Genomic DNA, 14,246 nt, shown 5'->3' with positions numbered 1-14,246 from the left:
GCCGCTCGACAGGAAAGGCGGGAACGACGATGTCCGACCAGGTCTACCTCTACATCGCGCTCGGCATCTACTTCGCGGGCATGCTCGCGATCGGCTTCTTCGCCGCACGCCGCACAAAGGACCACGAGGACTACATGCTCGCGGGGCGCAACCTGCCGCCGTGGGCCGCGGCCCTCTCGGCGGGCGCGTCGGACATGTCGGGATGGCTGGTCATGGGACTCCCGGGCGCGATCTACGCTACGGGGCTGATCGAGGCCTGGATCGCCGTCGGCCTCACGATCGGCGCCTACCTGAACTGGCTCCTCGTGGCGCCGCGGCTGCGCGCGTACACCGAGGTCAGCAACAACTCGATCACCGTGCCGAGCTTCTTCGAGAACCGCCTGAAGGATCGGTCGCGACTGCTCCGCATCGTCTCGGCTCTCATCATCCTCGTCTTCTTCACGCTCTACATCTCGTCCGGCATGGTGGCCGGCGGTGTGTTCTTCGAGAGCACGTTCGACGGCGAGTACCTCGTCGGCATGGTCCTCGTGACCGCGGTCACCCTCGCCTACACGCTGTTCGGCGGCTTCCTCGGCGCGTCACTCACCGACGTCGCCCAGGGCCTCCTCATGATGACGGCTCTCATCCTCGTCCCGATCGTGGCGATCTCCACGGTGGGCGGGTTCGGAGAAGTCGGAGCGGCGATCTCCTCCGCCGCGCCCGACGCGATGTCCTGGACAGGCGGAGAGGCGGTCACGGGAGCCACCGTGCTCGCTGTGATCTCCGCGCTTGCCTGGGGGCTGGGCTATTTCGGGCAGCCGCACATCATCGTCCGCTTCATGGCCCTTCCGAGCGCGCAGGCCGCCAAGCCGGCACGCCGGATCGGGATGACGTGGATGGTCCTGTCGATGGTCGGCGCCGTCACGGCCGGTCTCGTCGGCGTAGGGTTCTTCGAGCGCTCCGGTGAGACACTGTCGAATCCGGAGACGGTCGTGCTGCGGATGTCGCAGATCCTTCTTCACCCGCTCGTCGCTGGATTCGTCCTCGCCGCGGTTCTCGCGGCGATCATGAGCACTCTCTCGAGTCAGCTCGTGGTGTGCTCGTCGGCCCTCGTCGAGGACCTCTACAAGGTGGCGCGGAAGACGCCCCCTGGCGACCGCACACTCGTCATCCTCGGGCGCTCCTGCGTCCTCGCGGTCGCTGTCGTGGCAGCGCTGCTCGCGGTGAGCCCCAACGACACGATCCTGGGTCTCGTCGCGTTCGCGTGGGCCGGGTTCGGCGCGTCGTTCGGCCCCATCATCCTCCTGAGCCTGTTCTGGCGCAGGCTCACGGCGTGGGGAGCGCTCGCGGGGATGGTGTCCGGCTCGGTGATCGTGTTCACATGGCCGCTCCTCGGCACGGGCGTATACGAGCTGCTTCCCGGCTTCGTCGGAGCCATGCTCGTGACCGTGCTCGTCAGCCTCGCGACGTATCGCGAGAACTCCGACATCCAGCGGGAGTTCACCGACACCGCTGCTCTCACCGTGGTGCGCCCCCAGAGGACGGCATGAGCATCGGCATCCGCCGCTGGTGGCAGGGCCCGCTCGACGTCGAGGGCCTCGCGATCACGGCGGTCTCCGCGGCCGCGGACGGCGCGCGTGCTGTCGCGCGCACCCGCGGACTGTCCGTCTCGGTGGACACCTCCTCCGAGCTCATCCGATCGGCGTTCGAGACGGTCGAGCACGCCCGCGTCGACGGCCGGAGCGTGTCGCCGTGGGCTGAGCTCTCGGGCTTCGTCGCCTGCGCCGACGGATTCGCGCGTCTGCACGGCAACTACCCGCACCATGCCGACGCCATCCGCCGCGCGCTGGGGGTCGAGACGCGGCGCGACCTCGACGCGCGCGCTGCCGGCATGCCCGCGCAGGAGCTCGAGGACGCGGTCGTCGCGGCGGGCGGCATCGCCGCCCGCGTGCGCACGGCCGATGAGTGGAAGGACCATCCGCACGGACGCGTGACGCATGACGCGGCCTGGAGCGAGGTCGTCCCGGACGGGGAGAGCCGCATCGGACCATCCGACACCGCCCCGCTCGCGGGCGTGCGGGTCCTCGATCTCACCCGGGTGCTCGCGGGACCGACGTGCACGCAGCTCCTCGCCTGCCTCGGCGCCGACGTGCTGCGTGTGGATCCGCCCGGCCGACCGGAGATCCTCGAGCAGCACCTCCTGACCGGGATGGGCAAGCGCTCGATCGAGCTCGATCTCGCGAGCCGCGCCGCCAACGCGCGGGCTCTCGTCGCCGACGCCGACGTCGTCGTGCTGGGCTACCGCCCCGGTTCCCTCGACCGCTTCGGACTGACGCCGACCGCCCTCGCGGCCGATCACCCGGGCCTCATCGTCGCGACCCTCTCGGCGTGGGGCGAGGACGGCCCCTGGGGTGCCCGTGCGGGATTCGACTCGATCGTCCAGGCGGCGACGGGGATCGCAGACCTGTGCGCGGACGCCGACGGACGACCGGGCGCGCTGCCCGTGCAGGCGCTCGACTTCGCGACCGGATACGTGCTGGCCGCGCGCGTGCTCGAGCTCCTCGCCTCGGGGCGCGGCGGTCTCGTGCGGGCAAGCCTCCTCGGCGCGGCGCGGGCGCTCCTCGCGTCTGCGCCGCCGCCCGAGGCCGACGACGAGGTGTCGATGGGGACGACGATGGTGAACGTCAGCTCCCCGCACGGCACGCTCTTCCTGCCCCCTCCCCCGGTCCTCCTCGACCGCCGCTCGATCGAGCGCGACGTCGGCGGGTACCGCGCGGCCGCACCCGCCTGGCGCTGACATCCGACTCAGCGCCCGCCGCGGGCCCTGCGCTCTCCCTCGGCGAGCCGCGCGAGCGCGACCGCGCCGACGAGGAGGCCGAAGTCACGCAGCGCCACGTCGAAGTAGCCGGGCAGGGTCAGCAGATTCACGATGATCCCGAGCAGCCACGCCGCCACGACCCACGCGCCCCAGCGCGGGAGAATCGCGACGAGCACGCCGGCGGCGATCTCGACGACCCCGACGACGCGCATGGCGAACACGTCGTCGCCGGGGAGGATCGCGTCGATCCAGGGCGCGAGATAGATCGTCCAGTCGACGAGGAGATTCGTGAACTTGTCGAGCCCGAAGAGGATCGGCGCGACGGTGAACACGGTGCGGAGCAGCAGGAACGCCTGGTGCGTCGGTGAGCGGAGATCGCCGACCCCGGTGAGCGTCTCTGCTCGGGAACTGCGGAGTGTCGACATGAGCGTCGTCCTTTCTATCGGAAGTTACTCCGGACGTTAGAACGGTGGTAGTCTTTCGTCAAGAGGATTCTCCGAAAGAAGACGGACGAGATGACCGATGCCGATTCCGAGGCCACCCGCCGGATCCGCGGGCTCGCCGATCCGCTCCGCCGCGCCATCTACGCGTTCCTCAGCCGCCAGCGCCACGCGGTCACGCGTGACGAGGCGGCGAGCGCGCTCGACATCCCGCATCACCAGGCGAAGTTCCACCTCGACCGCCTCGAGCAGGACGGTCTCGTGACGGTCGACTACGCGCGCCCGCCCGGGCGCACCGGCCCGGGCGCGGGGCGACCCGCCAAGCGGTACCGCCCTGCCGAGAGCGAGATCGCCGTCTCGGTGCCGCCGCGTGGCTACGACGTCGCGGGTGATCTGCTCGCCCGCGCGATCACGCGCAGCGCGGCCGACGGCATCCCGGTGGCGGAGGCGGTCGCCGACGTCGCGCGAGCCAGAGGCCGCGCGATCGCCGCGGCGCGCGGCGCCGAGCCACCCGTCTCCGCGACCGCCGCGCGGGAGGCGGCCGAGGACATCCTGCGCGGCGAGGGATACGAGCCCGAGCGCGACGGACCCACCACGATCCTGCGGAACTGCCCCTTCCATCGACTCGCCCAGGATCACCGCGAACTGGTGTGCGGCATGAACTGCGCGCTCATCGACGGAGTGGGCGACGCGCTCGCGCCGCACTCGCCCGCGGTCGCCCTCGAGCCGGAGGACGGCCGCTGCTGCGTCACCCTCCGCGAGGGGGCCTAGCGGCCGCGCTCAGTGCGACGAGGTGGAGTGCGCCTCGTCGAACGTCGGACGGCGGCCGAACAGGCGCGCGATGAGGAGCACGGCCCCCACGATGACGAGCCCCTCGATGAAGCCGAACACCGCGGAGATCGCCGTGTCGACGACCCAGACCACCACGCCGCCGAGCGGCTCGAGCGCGTGCTCGACCGCATGGAGCGCATCCGCGAAGACGTGCAGGCCGACCTCGCCGAGGTTCACGATCACGAGGTGGCCGCCGACCCACAGCATCGCGACGGTGCCGATCACGCTGATGACGCGGAACACGGCGGGCATGGACGTCACGATGCGGGCGCCCGTGAGCCGCACGCTGCCGACCGGGCTCTCGGCCATCCGCATCCCGATGTCGTCGATCTTCACGAGCAGCGCGACCGCCCCGTAGACGAGCAGCGTCATGAGCAGCGCGATCACGGCGAGCACCGCGAGTGTCTGCCAGAACCCCATTCCCGCATCGAGGCTCGCGAGCGAGATGAGCATGATCTCGGTCGAGAGGATGAGGTCGGTGCGGATCGCGCCCCACACGAGGCGCTTCTCGTCGCGCGCGCCCTCCTCCGCATGGCCGTGCCCGAATCCGAACCACTCGAGCACCTTCTCGGCGCCCTCGAAGCAGAGGTACGAACCGCCCAGGATGAGCAGGAACGGGAGCACCCACGGCGCGAAGGTCGTGAGCAGCATCGCCACGGGGATGATGATGAGGAACTTGTTCGCGAGCGAGCCGAGCGCGATGCGGCCCACGACCGGCAGCTCGCGCGCGGGCGTGATGCCCTGCACGTACTGCGGGGTCACGGCGGCGTCGTCGATGACCACGCCGGCGGCCTTCGACGAGGCCTTCACAGCGGCGGTCAGGATGTCGTCCACGACGGCGAGCAGGCCGACAGACATGTGTTCTCCCACGGGTCCGAGCACGAGACGGGCAACGCAACGCTACCCGACGGGGATGGCCCTCCCCGCCGGGCAGCGCCGCGTCACCGCTGCGCGACGCCGCGGAAGCCGCGCAGACGCAGGCTGTTGCCGACGACGAACACGCTCGAGAAGGCCATCGCGGCGCCCGCGAGCATGGGGTTCAGCATGCCGAGCGCGGCGATCGGGATGGCCGCGACGTTGTACGCGAACGCCCAGAACAGGTTGGACTTGATCGTCGAGAGCGTGCGCCGGGAGAGGCGGATCGCGTCGACGGCGGCTCGCAGGTCGCCCCGGACGAGCGTGATGTCGGACGCCTCGATGGCCACGTCGGTCCCCGTGCCCATCGCGAGCCCGAGATCGGCCTGAGCGAGCGCGGGGGCGTCGTTCACGCCGTCGCCCACCATCGCGACGACGCGGCCCTCGCGCTGCAGTCGCGCGACGACCTCGACCTTGTCCTGCGGCAGGACCTCGGCGTGGACGACCTCGATGCCGACCTCGGCGGCGATCCGCTCGGCCACCGCGCGGTTGTCGCCGGTCAGCAGGACGGGGGTGAGACCCAGCTCCTTCAGCTCGGCGACCGCCTGGGCGCTGGTCGGCTTGACGGTGTCGGCCACGACGAGGAGCCCTCGTGCGCGTCCGTCCCATCCGACCGCGACGACGGTGCGGCCATCCGCCTCCTCGCGCCGCTGCGCCTCCGCGACGTCGGCGGAGAGGTGCAGAGCCCAGTCGGACAGATAAGAGGCCCGGCCGACGACGACGGCCGCGCCGTCGACGACCCCCTGCACGCCCCTTCCCTCGAGGTTCTGGAACCCCTCCACAGCGGGCAGCGCGCCGAGCTCCGCCGTCGCCGCGCGCGCGATCGCCTGGGCGATCGGGTGCTCCGACGCGCTCTCGAGCGCGCCTGCGAGCCGCAGGACATCGGCCCGCTCGACACCCGACTCGGTCACGACGTCGACGAGCGTCATCCGTCCGCTGGTCACCGTGCCCGTCTTGTCGAGCACGACCGTGTCGACCCGGCGCGTCGACTCGAGCACCTCGGGCCCCTTGATGAGGATGCCCATCTGCGCTCCGCGGCCGGTTCCGACGAGAAGCGCCGTCGGCGTGGCGAGTCCCAGCGCGCACGGGCAGGCGATCACGAGGACCGCCACGGCTGCCGTGAAGGCCGCCGACGCCGGGAAGCCCGCGCCGAGCCACGCGCCGAGCGCGACCACCGCGATCGCGATGACGATCGGCACGAAGACCCCCGAGATGCGGTCCGCGAGCCGCTGGACCTCGGCCTTCCCGCTCTGGGCGTCCTCGACCATCCGCGCCATCTGGGCGAGCTGCGTGTCAGCCCCGACGCGCGTCGCACGCACGACGAGCCGCCCGCCCTCGTTGACCGTCGCACCCGTCACCGCGTCGCCCTCGCCGACCTCGACCGGCACGGACTCGCCCGTGAGCATCGACGCGTCGACCGCCGAGGTGCCGGAGACCACGACGCCGTCGGTCGCGATCTTCTCCCCCGGGCGGACGACGAACTCGTCGCCGACGGCGAGCTGCGACGCGGGGATCCGGGTCTCGACGCCGCCGCGCAGCACCGAGACCTCCTTGGCGCCGAGCTCGAGGAGCGCCCGCAGAGCGGCGCCGGCCTGGCGCTTCGAGCGCTTCTCGAAGTAGCGGCCCGCGAGGATGAACATCGTCACGCCCGCGCCGACCTCGAGGTAGATGTTCGCCGCGCCGTCCGAGGGCGCGATGGAGAGCTCGAAGGCATGCGTCATGCCCGGCTCGCCTGCTGTGCCCAGGAAGAGCGCGTAGAGCGACCACAGGAACGCCGCCGAGGTGCCCATCGAGATGAGCGTGTCCATGGTCGCCGCCCCGTGCCGCAGGTTGAGCCACGCGGCGCGGTGGAACGGCCACGCCGCCCACACGATGACGGGTGCGGCGAGGGCGAGCGACGCCCACTGCCAGTACGGGAACTGCAGCGCGGGGATCATCGACATCGCGATGACGGGGAGCGTCAGCACGACCGACCCGATCAGCCGCTGCCGCAACGAGCGCAGCTCCGGATCATCCGGCTCGTCGTCATCCGACGGCTCGTCGACGGGCGGCTTCGGAAGGGCGGCCGTGTACCCGGTCTTCTCCACCTCGGCGACGAGCAGCGCCGGGTCGTACCCCTCGGGCACGGTGACGCGCGCCTTCTCGGTCGCGTAGTTCACGGTCGCCGACACGCCCTCGAGCTTGTTGAGCTTCCGCTCGATCCGGTTCGCGCACGACGCGCAGGTCATGCCTCCGATCTCGAGCTCGATGTCGGCGCCCCCGACGGACGTGCTCATCAGTGGCCTCCCGAATGCGCATGCCCGTGCCCGGCTGCGGCCGCGCCGGCGTCGAGCACGAACTCCGCGGTGTGGACCTGCCCGTCGACCTGGAAGTCCAGGTAGAGCAGGTAGCGCCCGGCGGTCGGCGCCTCCGCCGCGAACGCGATCTCCGGGCCGCCGAGGTCGTCCGCGCCGGGCTCCGCCCCCTCGGGATGCACATGGAGATACGCGAGGTCGCCCTGACGCAGCGCGACGAGGTGCCCGAATGCCCCGAGGTACGGCTCGAGCGCGGTGACCGGCTCGCCGTCGCGGGTGATCGAGAGCGTGAGCTCCTGCGCAGCACCGGGAGCGAGGTCGCCCGCGAGCTCGACGGTGTACCCGCCCACCTCGTCCACGCGCGACGGCTCGGCGCTGACGGGGGTGTAGTCGCCCGCGACCTCGACCGAGCGCGCGAGGGTGAGCCCCTGCGCGCCGTCGCCTGCCGGTGTGAAGTCGGCGTACACGCGGTACGTGCCGGCGGCCTCCCACGACCACGGGATGCTCCAGGCTCCGGTGTGCGCGTCGAGCTCGGGATGGACGTGGCGGAAGTGCGCGCCATCGGAGCGCACCACGATGAGGTGCAGCTCCTTCTCGTGCTCGATCGCGTACGACGTGAGCGGCTCACCCGCGCTGTCGAGGATCTGGAAGCTCAGCTCCCACTGCTCCCCCGCCCCGCTCGGAGCGGCGACCGCGGTGAGCGTGTAGCCGTCGGCGCTGAGCGTGACGCCCTGCGGGGCGTGCGCGCCGTGCGCGCCATCGCCAGGCGCGCCGTGCGCGCTCTCGCTCTGCGCGCCATCCGATGCCGTGCCATCCGTCGGCGCGGTCGTGTGACCGCCTCCGTGACCATCCACCTTGTCCTCCTCGTTCCATGCGGTGACGACCGCGTCGGGGGCGACGGCCGCCGCGACCCCGAAGGCCGCGCCGAACGCCGCCACCAGTCCGGCGCCGTACAGGGCGAGCCGCGCCCCCGCGTTCATCAGACGCGCTCCGCCGAGTAGCCGGCCTCCTCGACGGCCGCGAGGATCTTCGCGTCGTCGATCTCGGCCGTGCCGCTCACGACGAGGCGGCCCGTCTGCGCGCTCACGTCGATGCCCTCGACGCCCGGCACCTCGCCGACCTCCTCGCGCACCGACATCTCGCAGTGCCCGCAGGTCATGCCCGTCACGCGGTATTCGATCTCCGTCATCTTCGGTCCTCTCGTCAGGTTCGGAAGGGTGTCACCTGCGTCAACCGTATACCCCCCGGGGGTATTCCCGCAACGTGCTCCCTCTTGCTGCGAACGCCTCGGCGGAGCACGCTGGAAGACACATCGGCTTCGGCGGAACCGGAGGTGAGGACGATGCAGGTGAAGCCCGGCGATCGCCTCGTCGTGGAGGGCCACACAGACAGCGAGCCGCGCCGCGAGGCGGAGGTCCTGGAGGTGCGCGGACCGGACGGCGGCCCGCCGTTCCTCGTGCGCTGGAAGGACGGCCACGAGGGGCTCGTCTTCCCGGGAGCCGACGCGCACATCGTCGCGCGCGACGGCGCCTGACGCACCGTCCCGCGCGACCCGGGTTCAATGCGGGCTGTTGTGCCCGGGCAGCCACAGAATGGAGGCATGAAACCGGAGGGGTGGGCGCTGATCGTCGTCGGCACGCTCGCCGCCGGGCTCATCTCGATCGCGTTCCTCGGCGCGCTGGGGCGGCTCGCCCCGGGACAGGCCGGCGCGATGACGCTCAGTCTGCTCGCGCTGGCCCTTTCGGGGTTCATCGCGCTGCTGTTCTCGCCGGAGGCACGCGAGCGGCGTGCCCGCAGGCGAGGAACGCCGGGTGCGTCCGCACCCGCGACCGACGCCGTGCGACAGGAGACACGGGAGCAGCCACTGATCCCCATGGCGGAGTCTTGAGCCATGCCCTCCCAGACGCACGAGCTGAGGTTCACCCCAACCGAGGTGCGAAAGCGCTTCGTGAGCTGGTCGGACGGCGAGGCCGATCGAGAATGGGAATGCCTCCAGCTCATCTGGACGCACGCGCCCGGGCTCGCCCCTCGTCCCCTGAGGCGAGAGGTCGCAGACGGACACCCGGTCGTGGTCATGGAGCGGATCCCGGGCGAGCCGCTCGGTGAGGGGCCGCTCACCCCGGCTCAGACCGCTTCCCTCGGACGGGCCCTGCACCGCCTCTATCGCATCCCGATCGAGGGCATCACGGCTGCGGCGATCTCCGAGCGGCGATACGGACCTTCGACGCTCCCCGCTGCGCTCATCGGCTGGCTGCGCGAACCACAGGACCTCGCCCGCTGCGCGGATCCTGCCCGAGTACGCGACGGCATCGAAGCGGCGCTCGCATGGCTTGCGCGTTCGGACAACCGTCCGGAAGCGCAGCTGACGAGTCTCGGGATCGCCGATCTCAATCCCGCGAACGTCCTGTGGGACGGCGAGACCTGTCGCCTCGTCGATTTCGAAGACGGCGGCGTCACCGATCCCGCCTATGATCTCGCAGACCATGTCGAGCACATCGCCGCACGCCGAAGTGGGGTCTACGACCCCGATGCTCTCTCGACTGCCGTCGGCTTCTCCGAAGAGGAACGCGCTCGAATGCGCGCATTCCGACCGTTGTGGGCGGCCTTCTGGCTCGCGATGCTGCTGCCTGGGAACGGGGCATTCCGTCGCAATCCACCGGGTTCGACGGAGACCCAGGCCGCTTACCTGATGCGTCTCATCACCTGATCGACGCGCACCGCGGCGTCGGGCGCTTCACGCTCAGGATGACTCGGAGCCGCCGGACGCGTCCGCGATGACGCGGTCGATCCAGTCGCGACGCGGGAGCGATGGGATCGCGTCCCGCGAGAACCACCCCAGCTCGAGGAGCTCCTCGAGGTCGGGGGTCGCCGCGGAGAGCAGCTCGCAGTCGAACGCGGTCGTCACATAGCCGACCTGGTCGCCGTTCGGATAGGTGACCATCATGGGCTCGCCGCCGTAGACGCCGACGATGCCGCGGACGCGGACTCGCGCACCGGTCTCCTCGAGGACCTCGCGCAGCAGCGCCGCGACCGGCTCCTCCCCCGGCTCGACACCGCCGCCGATCAGGCTCCAGAGCCCAGAGTGACGATGCCGCGCCAGCAGGAAGCGGTCATCGTCGCGGATCACCGCTGTGACGCCGGGAAGCAGCAGGAGATCGTTCCCGATGCGGGAGCGCATCGAGGCGACGTAGTCCGACATCGGCATGCACGGAGTCTAGGCACGACCGGCGACGAAGTCCGGGAAGTCGGCGGGTCCGATGCCGTCTTCCGCGAAGAACGCGCGCACGAAGAGGGCGGCCTCCTCCTCGATCCGATCCAGCGGCAATCCGGAGACCGTGAAGCCGTAGGTGCCGTCGGCGGGGCCCGTGAGCCAGGTGAAATCGACGCAGCGCAGTCCGCCCGGCTGCTCTCGCGTGTCGACCCGGAACGTCTCTCCCTCGACCTCGATCACGGTGCTCATCGCTCCACCGTACGACGCACAGATGATCTCCCCCTTCGAAGTCGTCCTCGACCTGCGTCTGCCGTAGCCCACCGGACGTCGCGCATGGACACTCGTGACACGTCCGAGCCCGCCGGCGGAGCGCCTCGATATCGTGAAGCGCATGGAGGAGCCGACGGAACCAGACACGCCGGAGACGGAGCCGTGGTCGCCGCGGCGTCGCCGACTCACGGGAACCCTCCTCGTCCTGATCCTCGTCGGGCTCGTCGCCTTCGCTCCGGGGCCGATTCTGCGGATCATCCACACGAATAACGCCCACCAACTCGTCGACAGCCTTCCCGCCGAGCGCGACACGCTGCTCGCGAAGCGGGAAGAGTTCCGTGCCCCGCTCGAACAGCTCGGCGCTCCCGTGCGCTCCTGGACCGAGGTGTCCTGCTCGCTCGCACCGCAATACAGCGACGGCGACGGCGAACAGGACATCGTGATGTTCTATTCGCAGCAATGCTCGCTGCGGAGCATCGAGCTCTACCCTGTACCGGATGAGCTCACAGACGGCGCATCCGTCGCCGCATGGCTCGGAGGCCACACCGCGGGCGACCCGACGTGCAGCGAGCTCATCTTCGACGTCCTCACCCCTGACGCCGGTGCCGTGGGCCCCGACGCGTACACACGGGACTTGTGGTGGATTGACCCAGACGGCACACCGCCCGAGGATGAGCCGGATCGCTGCATGCTCGCCGCTCCTGGCGGGCCGCGCACGGCGCACACCACCGTCGACGTCGACGAGCCGCTGACCGCAAGCTCCTATCTCGTCTACACGGTCTGGACGCCTGTGACCGCGACCGACGTCGGATGCGACTACGCGATGTCGTCCTGGCTCGGCGGATGCGTGGGAGAGCCGGACGGCTTCCCCGTGGTCTGAGCGGGGCGCCAGGGAGTGAGTTCCTGCGCGGCCTGCAGCTCAGATCGGCACCGCCGCATACGAGAAAACCCCCGCCGGAGCGGGGGTTCTTCAGAGCTGGGGTACCTGGACTCGAACCAAGAACAACTGAACCAGAATCAGCCGTGTTGCCAATTACACCATACCCCAAGAGGTTTCCGGCCTGGGCCGTACCGAGGGTCTACTCTACCCGAACCGGCGAGGGCGTCCAAACCGGGGCGTTCCCCATGGCGTGTCGCTCACGCGACGCGGCGTGCGACCTCGAGGAACGCGTCGACCGAGGCCGAGACACAGGTGGCCCGCCGGCTCGCGAGGATGGGCACGGGATCGATGTCGACGATCGGCACGCACACGATCCCCGGGCGCCGATAGTGCGTCGCGACGGACGCCGCCGCGATGTTCACGCCGATCCCCGCGGCGCAGAGCTCCAGCAGACCCTCGACGTCGTCGGCGACAGCGGTGACGCGCGGGCGCACGCCGCTCGGCCGCGGGTCGACCAGCCACCACGACCGCACCGGCCCCTCTGCGGCTCCCACCACGACGAACGGGAGGTCGTCGGTCTCCGCGATGCGCACGCTGTCGCGTGCCGCGAGCGGATGGTCGTCGCGCAGCACGAGCACGCGCGGCTCGGTCGCGATCTGCTCGGACGATACCCCGTCTTCCCTCGCGCCGGACGGTGGGGCGATCACGACGTCGACGACGCCGTCGCGCAGGGCCTGCGCCCCCGCGAAGAAGCCCAGCCGCACGAGCTCGACGTCGAGGTCGGCGTCCGCTGCCACGAGCTCGGCGAGCGCACGGCTCACGATCGGGCCCGCGCCGGCCGCGACGACGCCGACGCGCAGCGTGCCACCCCCTGCCGACTCCGACGCCCACGCCTCAACCGCACGATGCGCGCGATCCGCCTCCACCGCGAGCGGGAGGAACGCCCGACCGCGCTCGGTCAGCGCTACGGACCGCGGGGTCCGGTCGAACAGCCGCGCGCCGACCACGGACTCGAGGCGCGCGATCTGCTGACTGAGCGTGGGGCCCGAGATGTGGAGGGCCGCCGCGGCACGGCCGAAGTGCAGGTGCTCGGCGACCGTCACGAAGTAGCGCAGCTGCGTCGCCGACACGTTCATGGGTCGATGTTAGCCCGCGGCTAATGCGCGTGCGCCTCTTCCACGTGGACGCGCGGCCGCGCTCAGCGCGAGGCTGAACCCGTTCCTTCCCCCTCGACAAGGAGGTCGTCCGTGTCCGACACCGCCCCCGCCATCCCGAGCGCCCTGCCCGGCGCGCCCGCCCCGTACTTCCTCGACGAGGTGCAGGGCGACAAGCTCGTCATGTTCGACCAGCTCTTCACGCTCCTCACGACGGGAACGCAGAACGAGGGGCAGTTCGACGCATTCGTGACGGAGGGACGGCCCGGGCGTCCGGTGCCCGCGCACTACCACGCGCTCACGCACGAGACCTTCTTCGTGCTCGAGGGCGCCATCCGCCTCTGGATGGATGACCGCAACGGCTTCCGCGAGACCCGCATCCTCGAGGCGGGCGGCTTCGGGTTCGTTCCGAAGGGCACGGTCCACTCGTATCGCATCGAGCGCACGGGCAGGATCTTCGGCGTCACGAGCGCGCCCTTCACCGACTTCTTCCGCGCGGTCGGCGCCCCCACCGACATCCCCGGGATCCCCGAGCCCGACCGCTTCCACATCCCGCCGTTCGAGCGGATGGCGACCGCGGGCGCCGAGCACGACGTCAACTTCGTCGAGGGCTATGAGCTCTTCGACTGAGCGGACGCTGCGCGACGTCGTCTACGCGACGCGCCCCGGGTTCCGGCCGCTCTCCCTCGACCTGCATCGGCCGGAGGCCGACGGCGCCCCGCTGATCGTGTTCGTGCACGGCGGCGGCTGGCGCGTCGGCAGCCGCCGGGTCATGTGCCCGACGTTCGCCCCCGAGCACGGGTTCCCTCGACTCGTCGCCGACGGGTTCGCCGTCGCCTCGATCGACTACCGTCTGAGCGGCGAGGCGGTGTTCCCCGCGCCGCTCGACGACGTCGCGGCAGCGCTCGCATGGCTCCGCGAGCACCAGGGCGCGCTCGCGGTCGACGCGACGCGCATCGTCCTGTGGGGCGAGTCGGCGGGCGCGCACCTCGCGGCGCTCGCTGGGCTCTCGGATGGCGCGGTGCGCGGGGTCGTGGACTGGTACGGCCCGAGCGACCTCGTCTCGTTCCCCGCACCTGCGGCGTCGGATGAGCGCCCGACGCGCGAGGAGGCGCTGCTGGGCGGCGCCGTGGCCGACCTCCCCGAGCGCGCGCGTGCCGCGAGCCCCGCGCGTCAGGTCGCGCCCGGCGCGCCGCCGTTCCACATCGCGCACGGGCTCGCCGACACGGCCGTGCCCGCCGCGCAGAGCGAGGCGCTGCACGCCGCGCTCGTGACCGCGGGCGCCGACGCGACGCTGCAGCTCGTGCCGCGGGCGGCCCACCTGTGGCAGGGGCTCGACGACCCCGACGTCGTCCTGTCCCCCGCGCTCGCCTTCGCGGGGGGGGGGGGGGGGGGGGGGGGGGGGGGGGGGGGGGGGGGGGAGGGGGGGGGGGGGGGGGGGGGGGGGGGGGGGG

The 14,246-nt window shown here is 71.4% G+C and carries 17 protein-coding genes and 1 tRNA gene; 9 read left to right on the top strand and 9 right to left on the bottom strand.

Features of this window, described 5'->3' with window-relative positions; all coding sequences use genetic code 11:
• Nucleotides 1-29: 29 nt before the first annotated feature.
• Together putP and ACWXWW_RS12390 are read left to right on the top strand one after the other, a co-directional pair.
• Entirely contained in the window at nt 30-1,529 is a 1,500-nt protein-coding gene (putP, locus tag ACWXWW_RS12395; RefSeq protein ID WP_455970122.1) for a sodium/proline symporter PutP, read from the top strand.
• The gene (locus tag ACWXWW_RS12390; RefSeq protein ID WP_455970121.1) at nt 1,526-2,776 is read left to right on the top strand and encodes a CoA transferase; all 1,251 of its coding nucleotides are present in this window, start codon (nt 1,526-1,528) and stop codon (nt 2,774-2,776) included. Before putP ends, ACWXWW_RS12390 begins: the two co-directional genes overlap by 4 nt.
• Before the next feature lie 8 nt (nt 2,777-2,784).
• Here the strand turns inward: ACWXWW_RS12390 and ACWXWW_RS12385 are convergent, their stop codons facing one another.
• Nucleotides 2,785-3,222 carry a hypothetical protein gene (locus ACWXWW_RS12385; protein WP_421075695.1) on the bottom strand — a complete coding sequence of 146 codons (438 nt, stop codon included), beginning with the start codon at nt 3,220-3,222 and terminating at the stop codon, nt 2,785-2,787.
• 90 nt (nt 3,223-3,312) lie between these two features.
• Here ACWXWW_RS12385 and ACWXWW_RS12380 point away from each other — a divergent pair, with 90 nt between their 5' ends.
• Nucleotides 3,313-4,008 carry a helix-turn-helix transcriptional regulator gene (locus ACWXWW_RS12380; protein WP_455970120.1) on the top strand — a complete coding sequence of 232 codons (696 nt, stop codon included), beginning with the start codon at nt 3,313-3,315 and terminating at the stop codon, nt 4,006-4,008.
• Between the two features lie 9 nt (nt 4,009-4,017).
• On the opposite strand, the gene ACWXWW_RS12375 is transcribed toward ACWXWW_RS12380, so the two are convergent.
• The 4 genes from ACWXWW_RS12375 to ACWXWW_RS12360 all read right to left on the bottom strand — a co-directional run bounded on the left by ACWXWW_RS12375 (nt 4,018) and on the right by ACWXWW_RS12360 (nt 8,466).
• Complete coding sequence (locus ACWXWW_RS12375; RefSeq protein WP_455970119.1) at nt 4,018-4,926, bottom strand: DUF808 domain-containing protein; 909 nt, start codon at nt 4,924-4,926, stop codon at nt 4,018-4,020.
• A gap of 83 nt (nt 4,927-5,009) precedes the next feature.
• Nucleotides 5,010-7,259 carry a heavy metal translocating P-type ATPase gene (locus tag ACWXWW_RS12370; protein ID WP_455970118.1) on the bottom strand — a complete coding sequence of 750 codons (2,250 nt, stop codon included), beginning with the start codon at nt 7,257-7,259 and terminating at the stop codon, nt 5,010-5,012.
• On the bottom strand, nt 7,259-8,257 hold the full coding sequence (locus ACWXWW_RS12365; protein ID WP_455970117.1) for a heavy-metal-associated domain-containing protein: 999 nt from the start codon (nt 8,255-8,257) through the stop codon (nt 7,259-7,261). Before ACWXWW_RS12365 ends, ACWXWW_RS12370 begins: the two co-directional genes overlap by 1 nt.
• Nucleotides 8,257-8,466, bottom strand: a complete 210-nt coding sequence (locus ACWXWW_RS12360) for a heavy-metal-associated domain-containing protein (protein WP_271171662.1) — start codon at nt 8,464-8,466, stop codon at nt 8,257-8,259. The genes ACWXWW_RS12365 and ACWXWW_RS12360 overlap by 1 nt, the downstream gene beginning before the upstream one ends.
• Before the next feature lie 153 nt (nt 8,467-8,619).
• Here ACWXWW_RS12360 and ACWXWW_RS12355 point away from each other — a divergent pair, with 153 nt between their 5' ends.
• From ACWXWW_RS12355 to ACWXWW_RS12345, 3 genes are all read left to right on the top strand, one after another.
• On the top strand, nt 8,620-8,811 hold the full coding sequence (locus ACWXWW_RS12355) for a DUF1918 domain-containing protein (RefSeq protein ID WP_271171661.1): 192 nt from the start codon (nt 8,620-8,622) through the stop codon (nt 8,809-8,811).
• Nucleotides 8,812-8,877: 66 nt separating this feature from the next.
• The gene (locus ACWXWW_RS12350; RefSeq protein ID WP_455970116.1) at nt 8,878-9,165 is read left to right on the top strand and encodes a hypothetical protein; all 288 of its coding nucleotides are present in this window, start codon (nt 8,878-8,880) and stop codon (nt 9,163-9,165) included.
• A gap of 3 nt (nt 9,166-9,168) precedes the next feature.
• A complete protein-coding gene (locus ACWXWW_RS12345) occupies nt 9,169-9,984 on the top strand; it encodes a phosphotransferase (protein ID WP_455970115.1) in 816 nt (271 codons plus the stop codon).
• Between the two features lie 33 nt (nt 9,985-10,017).
• Here ACWXWW_RS12345 and ACWXWW_RS12340 read toward each other — a convergent pair whose 3' ends face one another.
• Both ACWXWW_RS12340 and ACWXWW_RS12335 read right to left on the bottom strand, forming a co-directional pair.
• Complete coding sequence (locus ACWXWW_RS12340; RefSeq protein WP_455970114.1) at nt 10,018-10,482, bottom strand: NUDIX domain-containing protein; 465 nt, start codon at nt 10,480-10,482, stop codon at nt 10,018-10,020.
• A 9-nt stretch (nt 10,483-10,491) separates the two neighbouring features.
• Complete coding sequence (locus tag ACWXWW_RS12335; RefSeq protein ID WP_421075707.1) at nt 10,492-10,737, bottom strand: hypothetical protein; 246 nt, start codon at nt 10,735-10,737, stop codon at nt 10,492-10,494.
• A gap of 142 nt (nt 10,738-10,879) precedes the next feature.
• Between ACWXWW_RS12335 and ACWXWW_RS12330 the strand changes: the two genes are divergently transcribed.
• Nucleotides 10,880-11,638 carry a hypothetical protein gene (locus ACWXWW_RS12330; protein ID WP_455970113.1) on the top strand — a complete coding sequence of 253 codons (759 nt, stop codon included), beginning with the start codon at nt 10,880-10,882 and terminating at the stop codon, nt 11,636-11,638.
• A 96-nt stretch (nt 11,639-11,734) separates the two neighbouring features.
• On the opposite strand, the gene ACWXWW_RS12325 is transcribed toward ACWXWW_RS12330, so the two are convergent.
• Both ACWXWW_RS12325 and ACWXWW_RS12320 read right to left on the bottom strand, forming a co-directional pair.
• A tRNA-Gln gene (locus ACWXWW_RS12325) sits at nt 11,735-11,806 on the bottom strand.
• An 89-nt stretch (nt 11,807-11,895) separates the two neighbouring features.
• A complete protein-coding gene (locus tag ACWXWW_RS12320) occupies nt 11,896-12,774 on the bottom strand; it encodes a LysR family transcriptional regulator (protein ID WP_421075710.1) in 879 nt (292 codons plus the stop codon).
• 111 nt (nt 12,775-12,885) lie between these two features.
• Between ACWXWW_RS12320 and ACWXWW_RS12315 the strand changes: the two genes are divergently transcribed.
• Both ACWXWW_RS12315 and ACWXWW_RS12310 read left to right on the top strand, forming a co-directional pair.
• Nucleotides 12,886-13,422 (top strand): quercetin 2,3-dioxygenase, encoded by a 537-nt coding sequence (locus tag ACWXWW_RS12315; RefSeq protein WP_455970112.1) that lies wholly within the window; start codon nt 12,886-12,888, stop codon nt 13,420-13,422.
• The coding region (locus ACWXWW_RS12310; protein ID WP_455970111.1) for an alpha/beta hydrolase fold domain-containing protein at nt 13,406-14,246 on the top strand (841 nt) is incomplete at its 3' end. The genes ACWXWW_RS12315 and ACWXWW_RS12310, both read left to right, overlap by 17 nt.

The sequence above is a fragment of the Microbacterium sp. KNMS genome (assembly GCF_053851835.1).
Note: the sequence above shows the minus strand (reverse complement) of the source record. Positions and strands in the feature narration are given on the sequence as shown.

Excerpts from the sequence above, each read along its gene's own strand:
- putP (WP_455970122.1), top strand. The coding sequence starts at position 30 with ATGTCCGACCAGGTCTACCTCTACATCGCGCTCGGCATCTACTTCGCG.
- ACWXWW_RS12390 (WP_455970121.1), top strand. The coding sequence starts at position 1,526 with ATGAGCATCGGCATCCGCCGCTGGTGGCAGGGCCCGCTCGACGTCGAG.
- ACWXWW_RS12385 (WP_421075695.1), bottom strand. The coding sequence starts at position 3,222 with ATGTCGACACTCCGCAGTTCCCGAGCAGAGACGCTCACCGGGGTCGGC.
- ACWXWW_RS12380 (WP_455970120.1), top strand. The coding sequence starts at position 3,313 with ATGACCGATGCCGATTCCGAGGCCACCCGCCGGATCCGCGGGCTCGCC.
- ACWXWW_RS12375 (WP_455970119.1), bottom strand. The coding sequence starts at position 4,926 with ATGTCTGTCGGCCTGCTCGCCGTCGTGGACGACATCCTGACCGCCGCT.
- ACWXWW_RS12370 (WP_455970118.1), bottom strand. The coding sequence starts at position 7,259 with ATGAGCACGTCCGTCGGGGGCGCCGACATCGAGCTCGAGATCGGAGGC.
- ACWXWW_RS12365 (WP_455970117.1), bottom strand. The coding sequence starts at position 8,257 with ATGAACGCGGGGGCGCGGCTCGCCCTGTACGGCGCCGGACTGGTGGCG.
- ACWXWW_RS12360 (WP_271171662.1), bottom strand. The coding sequence starts at position 8,466 with ATGACGGAGATCGAATACCGCGTGACGGGCATGACCTGCGGGCACTGC.
- ACWXWW_RS12355 (WP_271171661.1), top strand. The coding sequence starts at position 8,620 with ATGCAGGTGAAGCCCGGCGATCGCCTCGTCGTGGAGGGCCACACAGAC.
- ACWXWW_RS12350 (WP_455970116.1), top strand. The coding sequence starts at position 8,878 with ATGAAACCGGAGGGGTGGGCGCTGATCGTCGTCGGCACGCTCGCCGCC.
- ACWXWW_RS12345 (WP_455970115.1), top strand. The coding sequence starts at position 9,169 with ATGCCCTCCCAGACGCACGAGCTGAGGTTCACCCCAACCGAGGTGCGA.
- ACWXWW_RS12340 (WP_455970114.1), bottom strand. The coding sequence starts at position 10,482 with ATGCCGATGTCGGACTACGTCGCCTCGATGCGCTCCCGCATCGGGAAC.
- ACWXWW_RS12335 (WP_421075707.1), bottom strand. The coding sequence starts at position 10,737 with ATGAGCACCGTGATCGAGGTCGAGGGAGAGACGTTCCGGGTCGACACG.
- ACWXWW_RS12330 (WP_455970113.1), top strand. The coding sequence starts at position 10,880 with ATGGAGGAGCCGACGGAACCAGACACGCCGGAGACGGAGCCGTGGTCG.
- ACWXWW_RS12320 (WP_421075710.1), bottom strand. The coding sequence starts at position 12,774 with ATGAACGTGTCGGCGACGCAGCTGCGCTACTTCGTGACGGTCGCCGAG.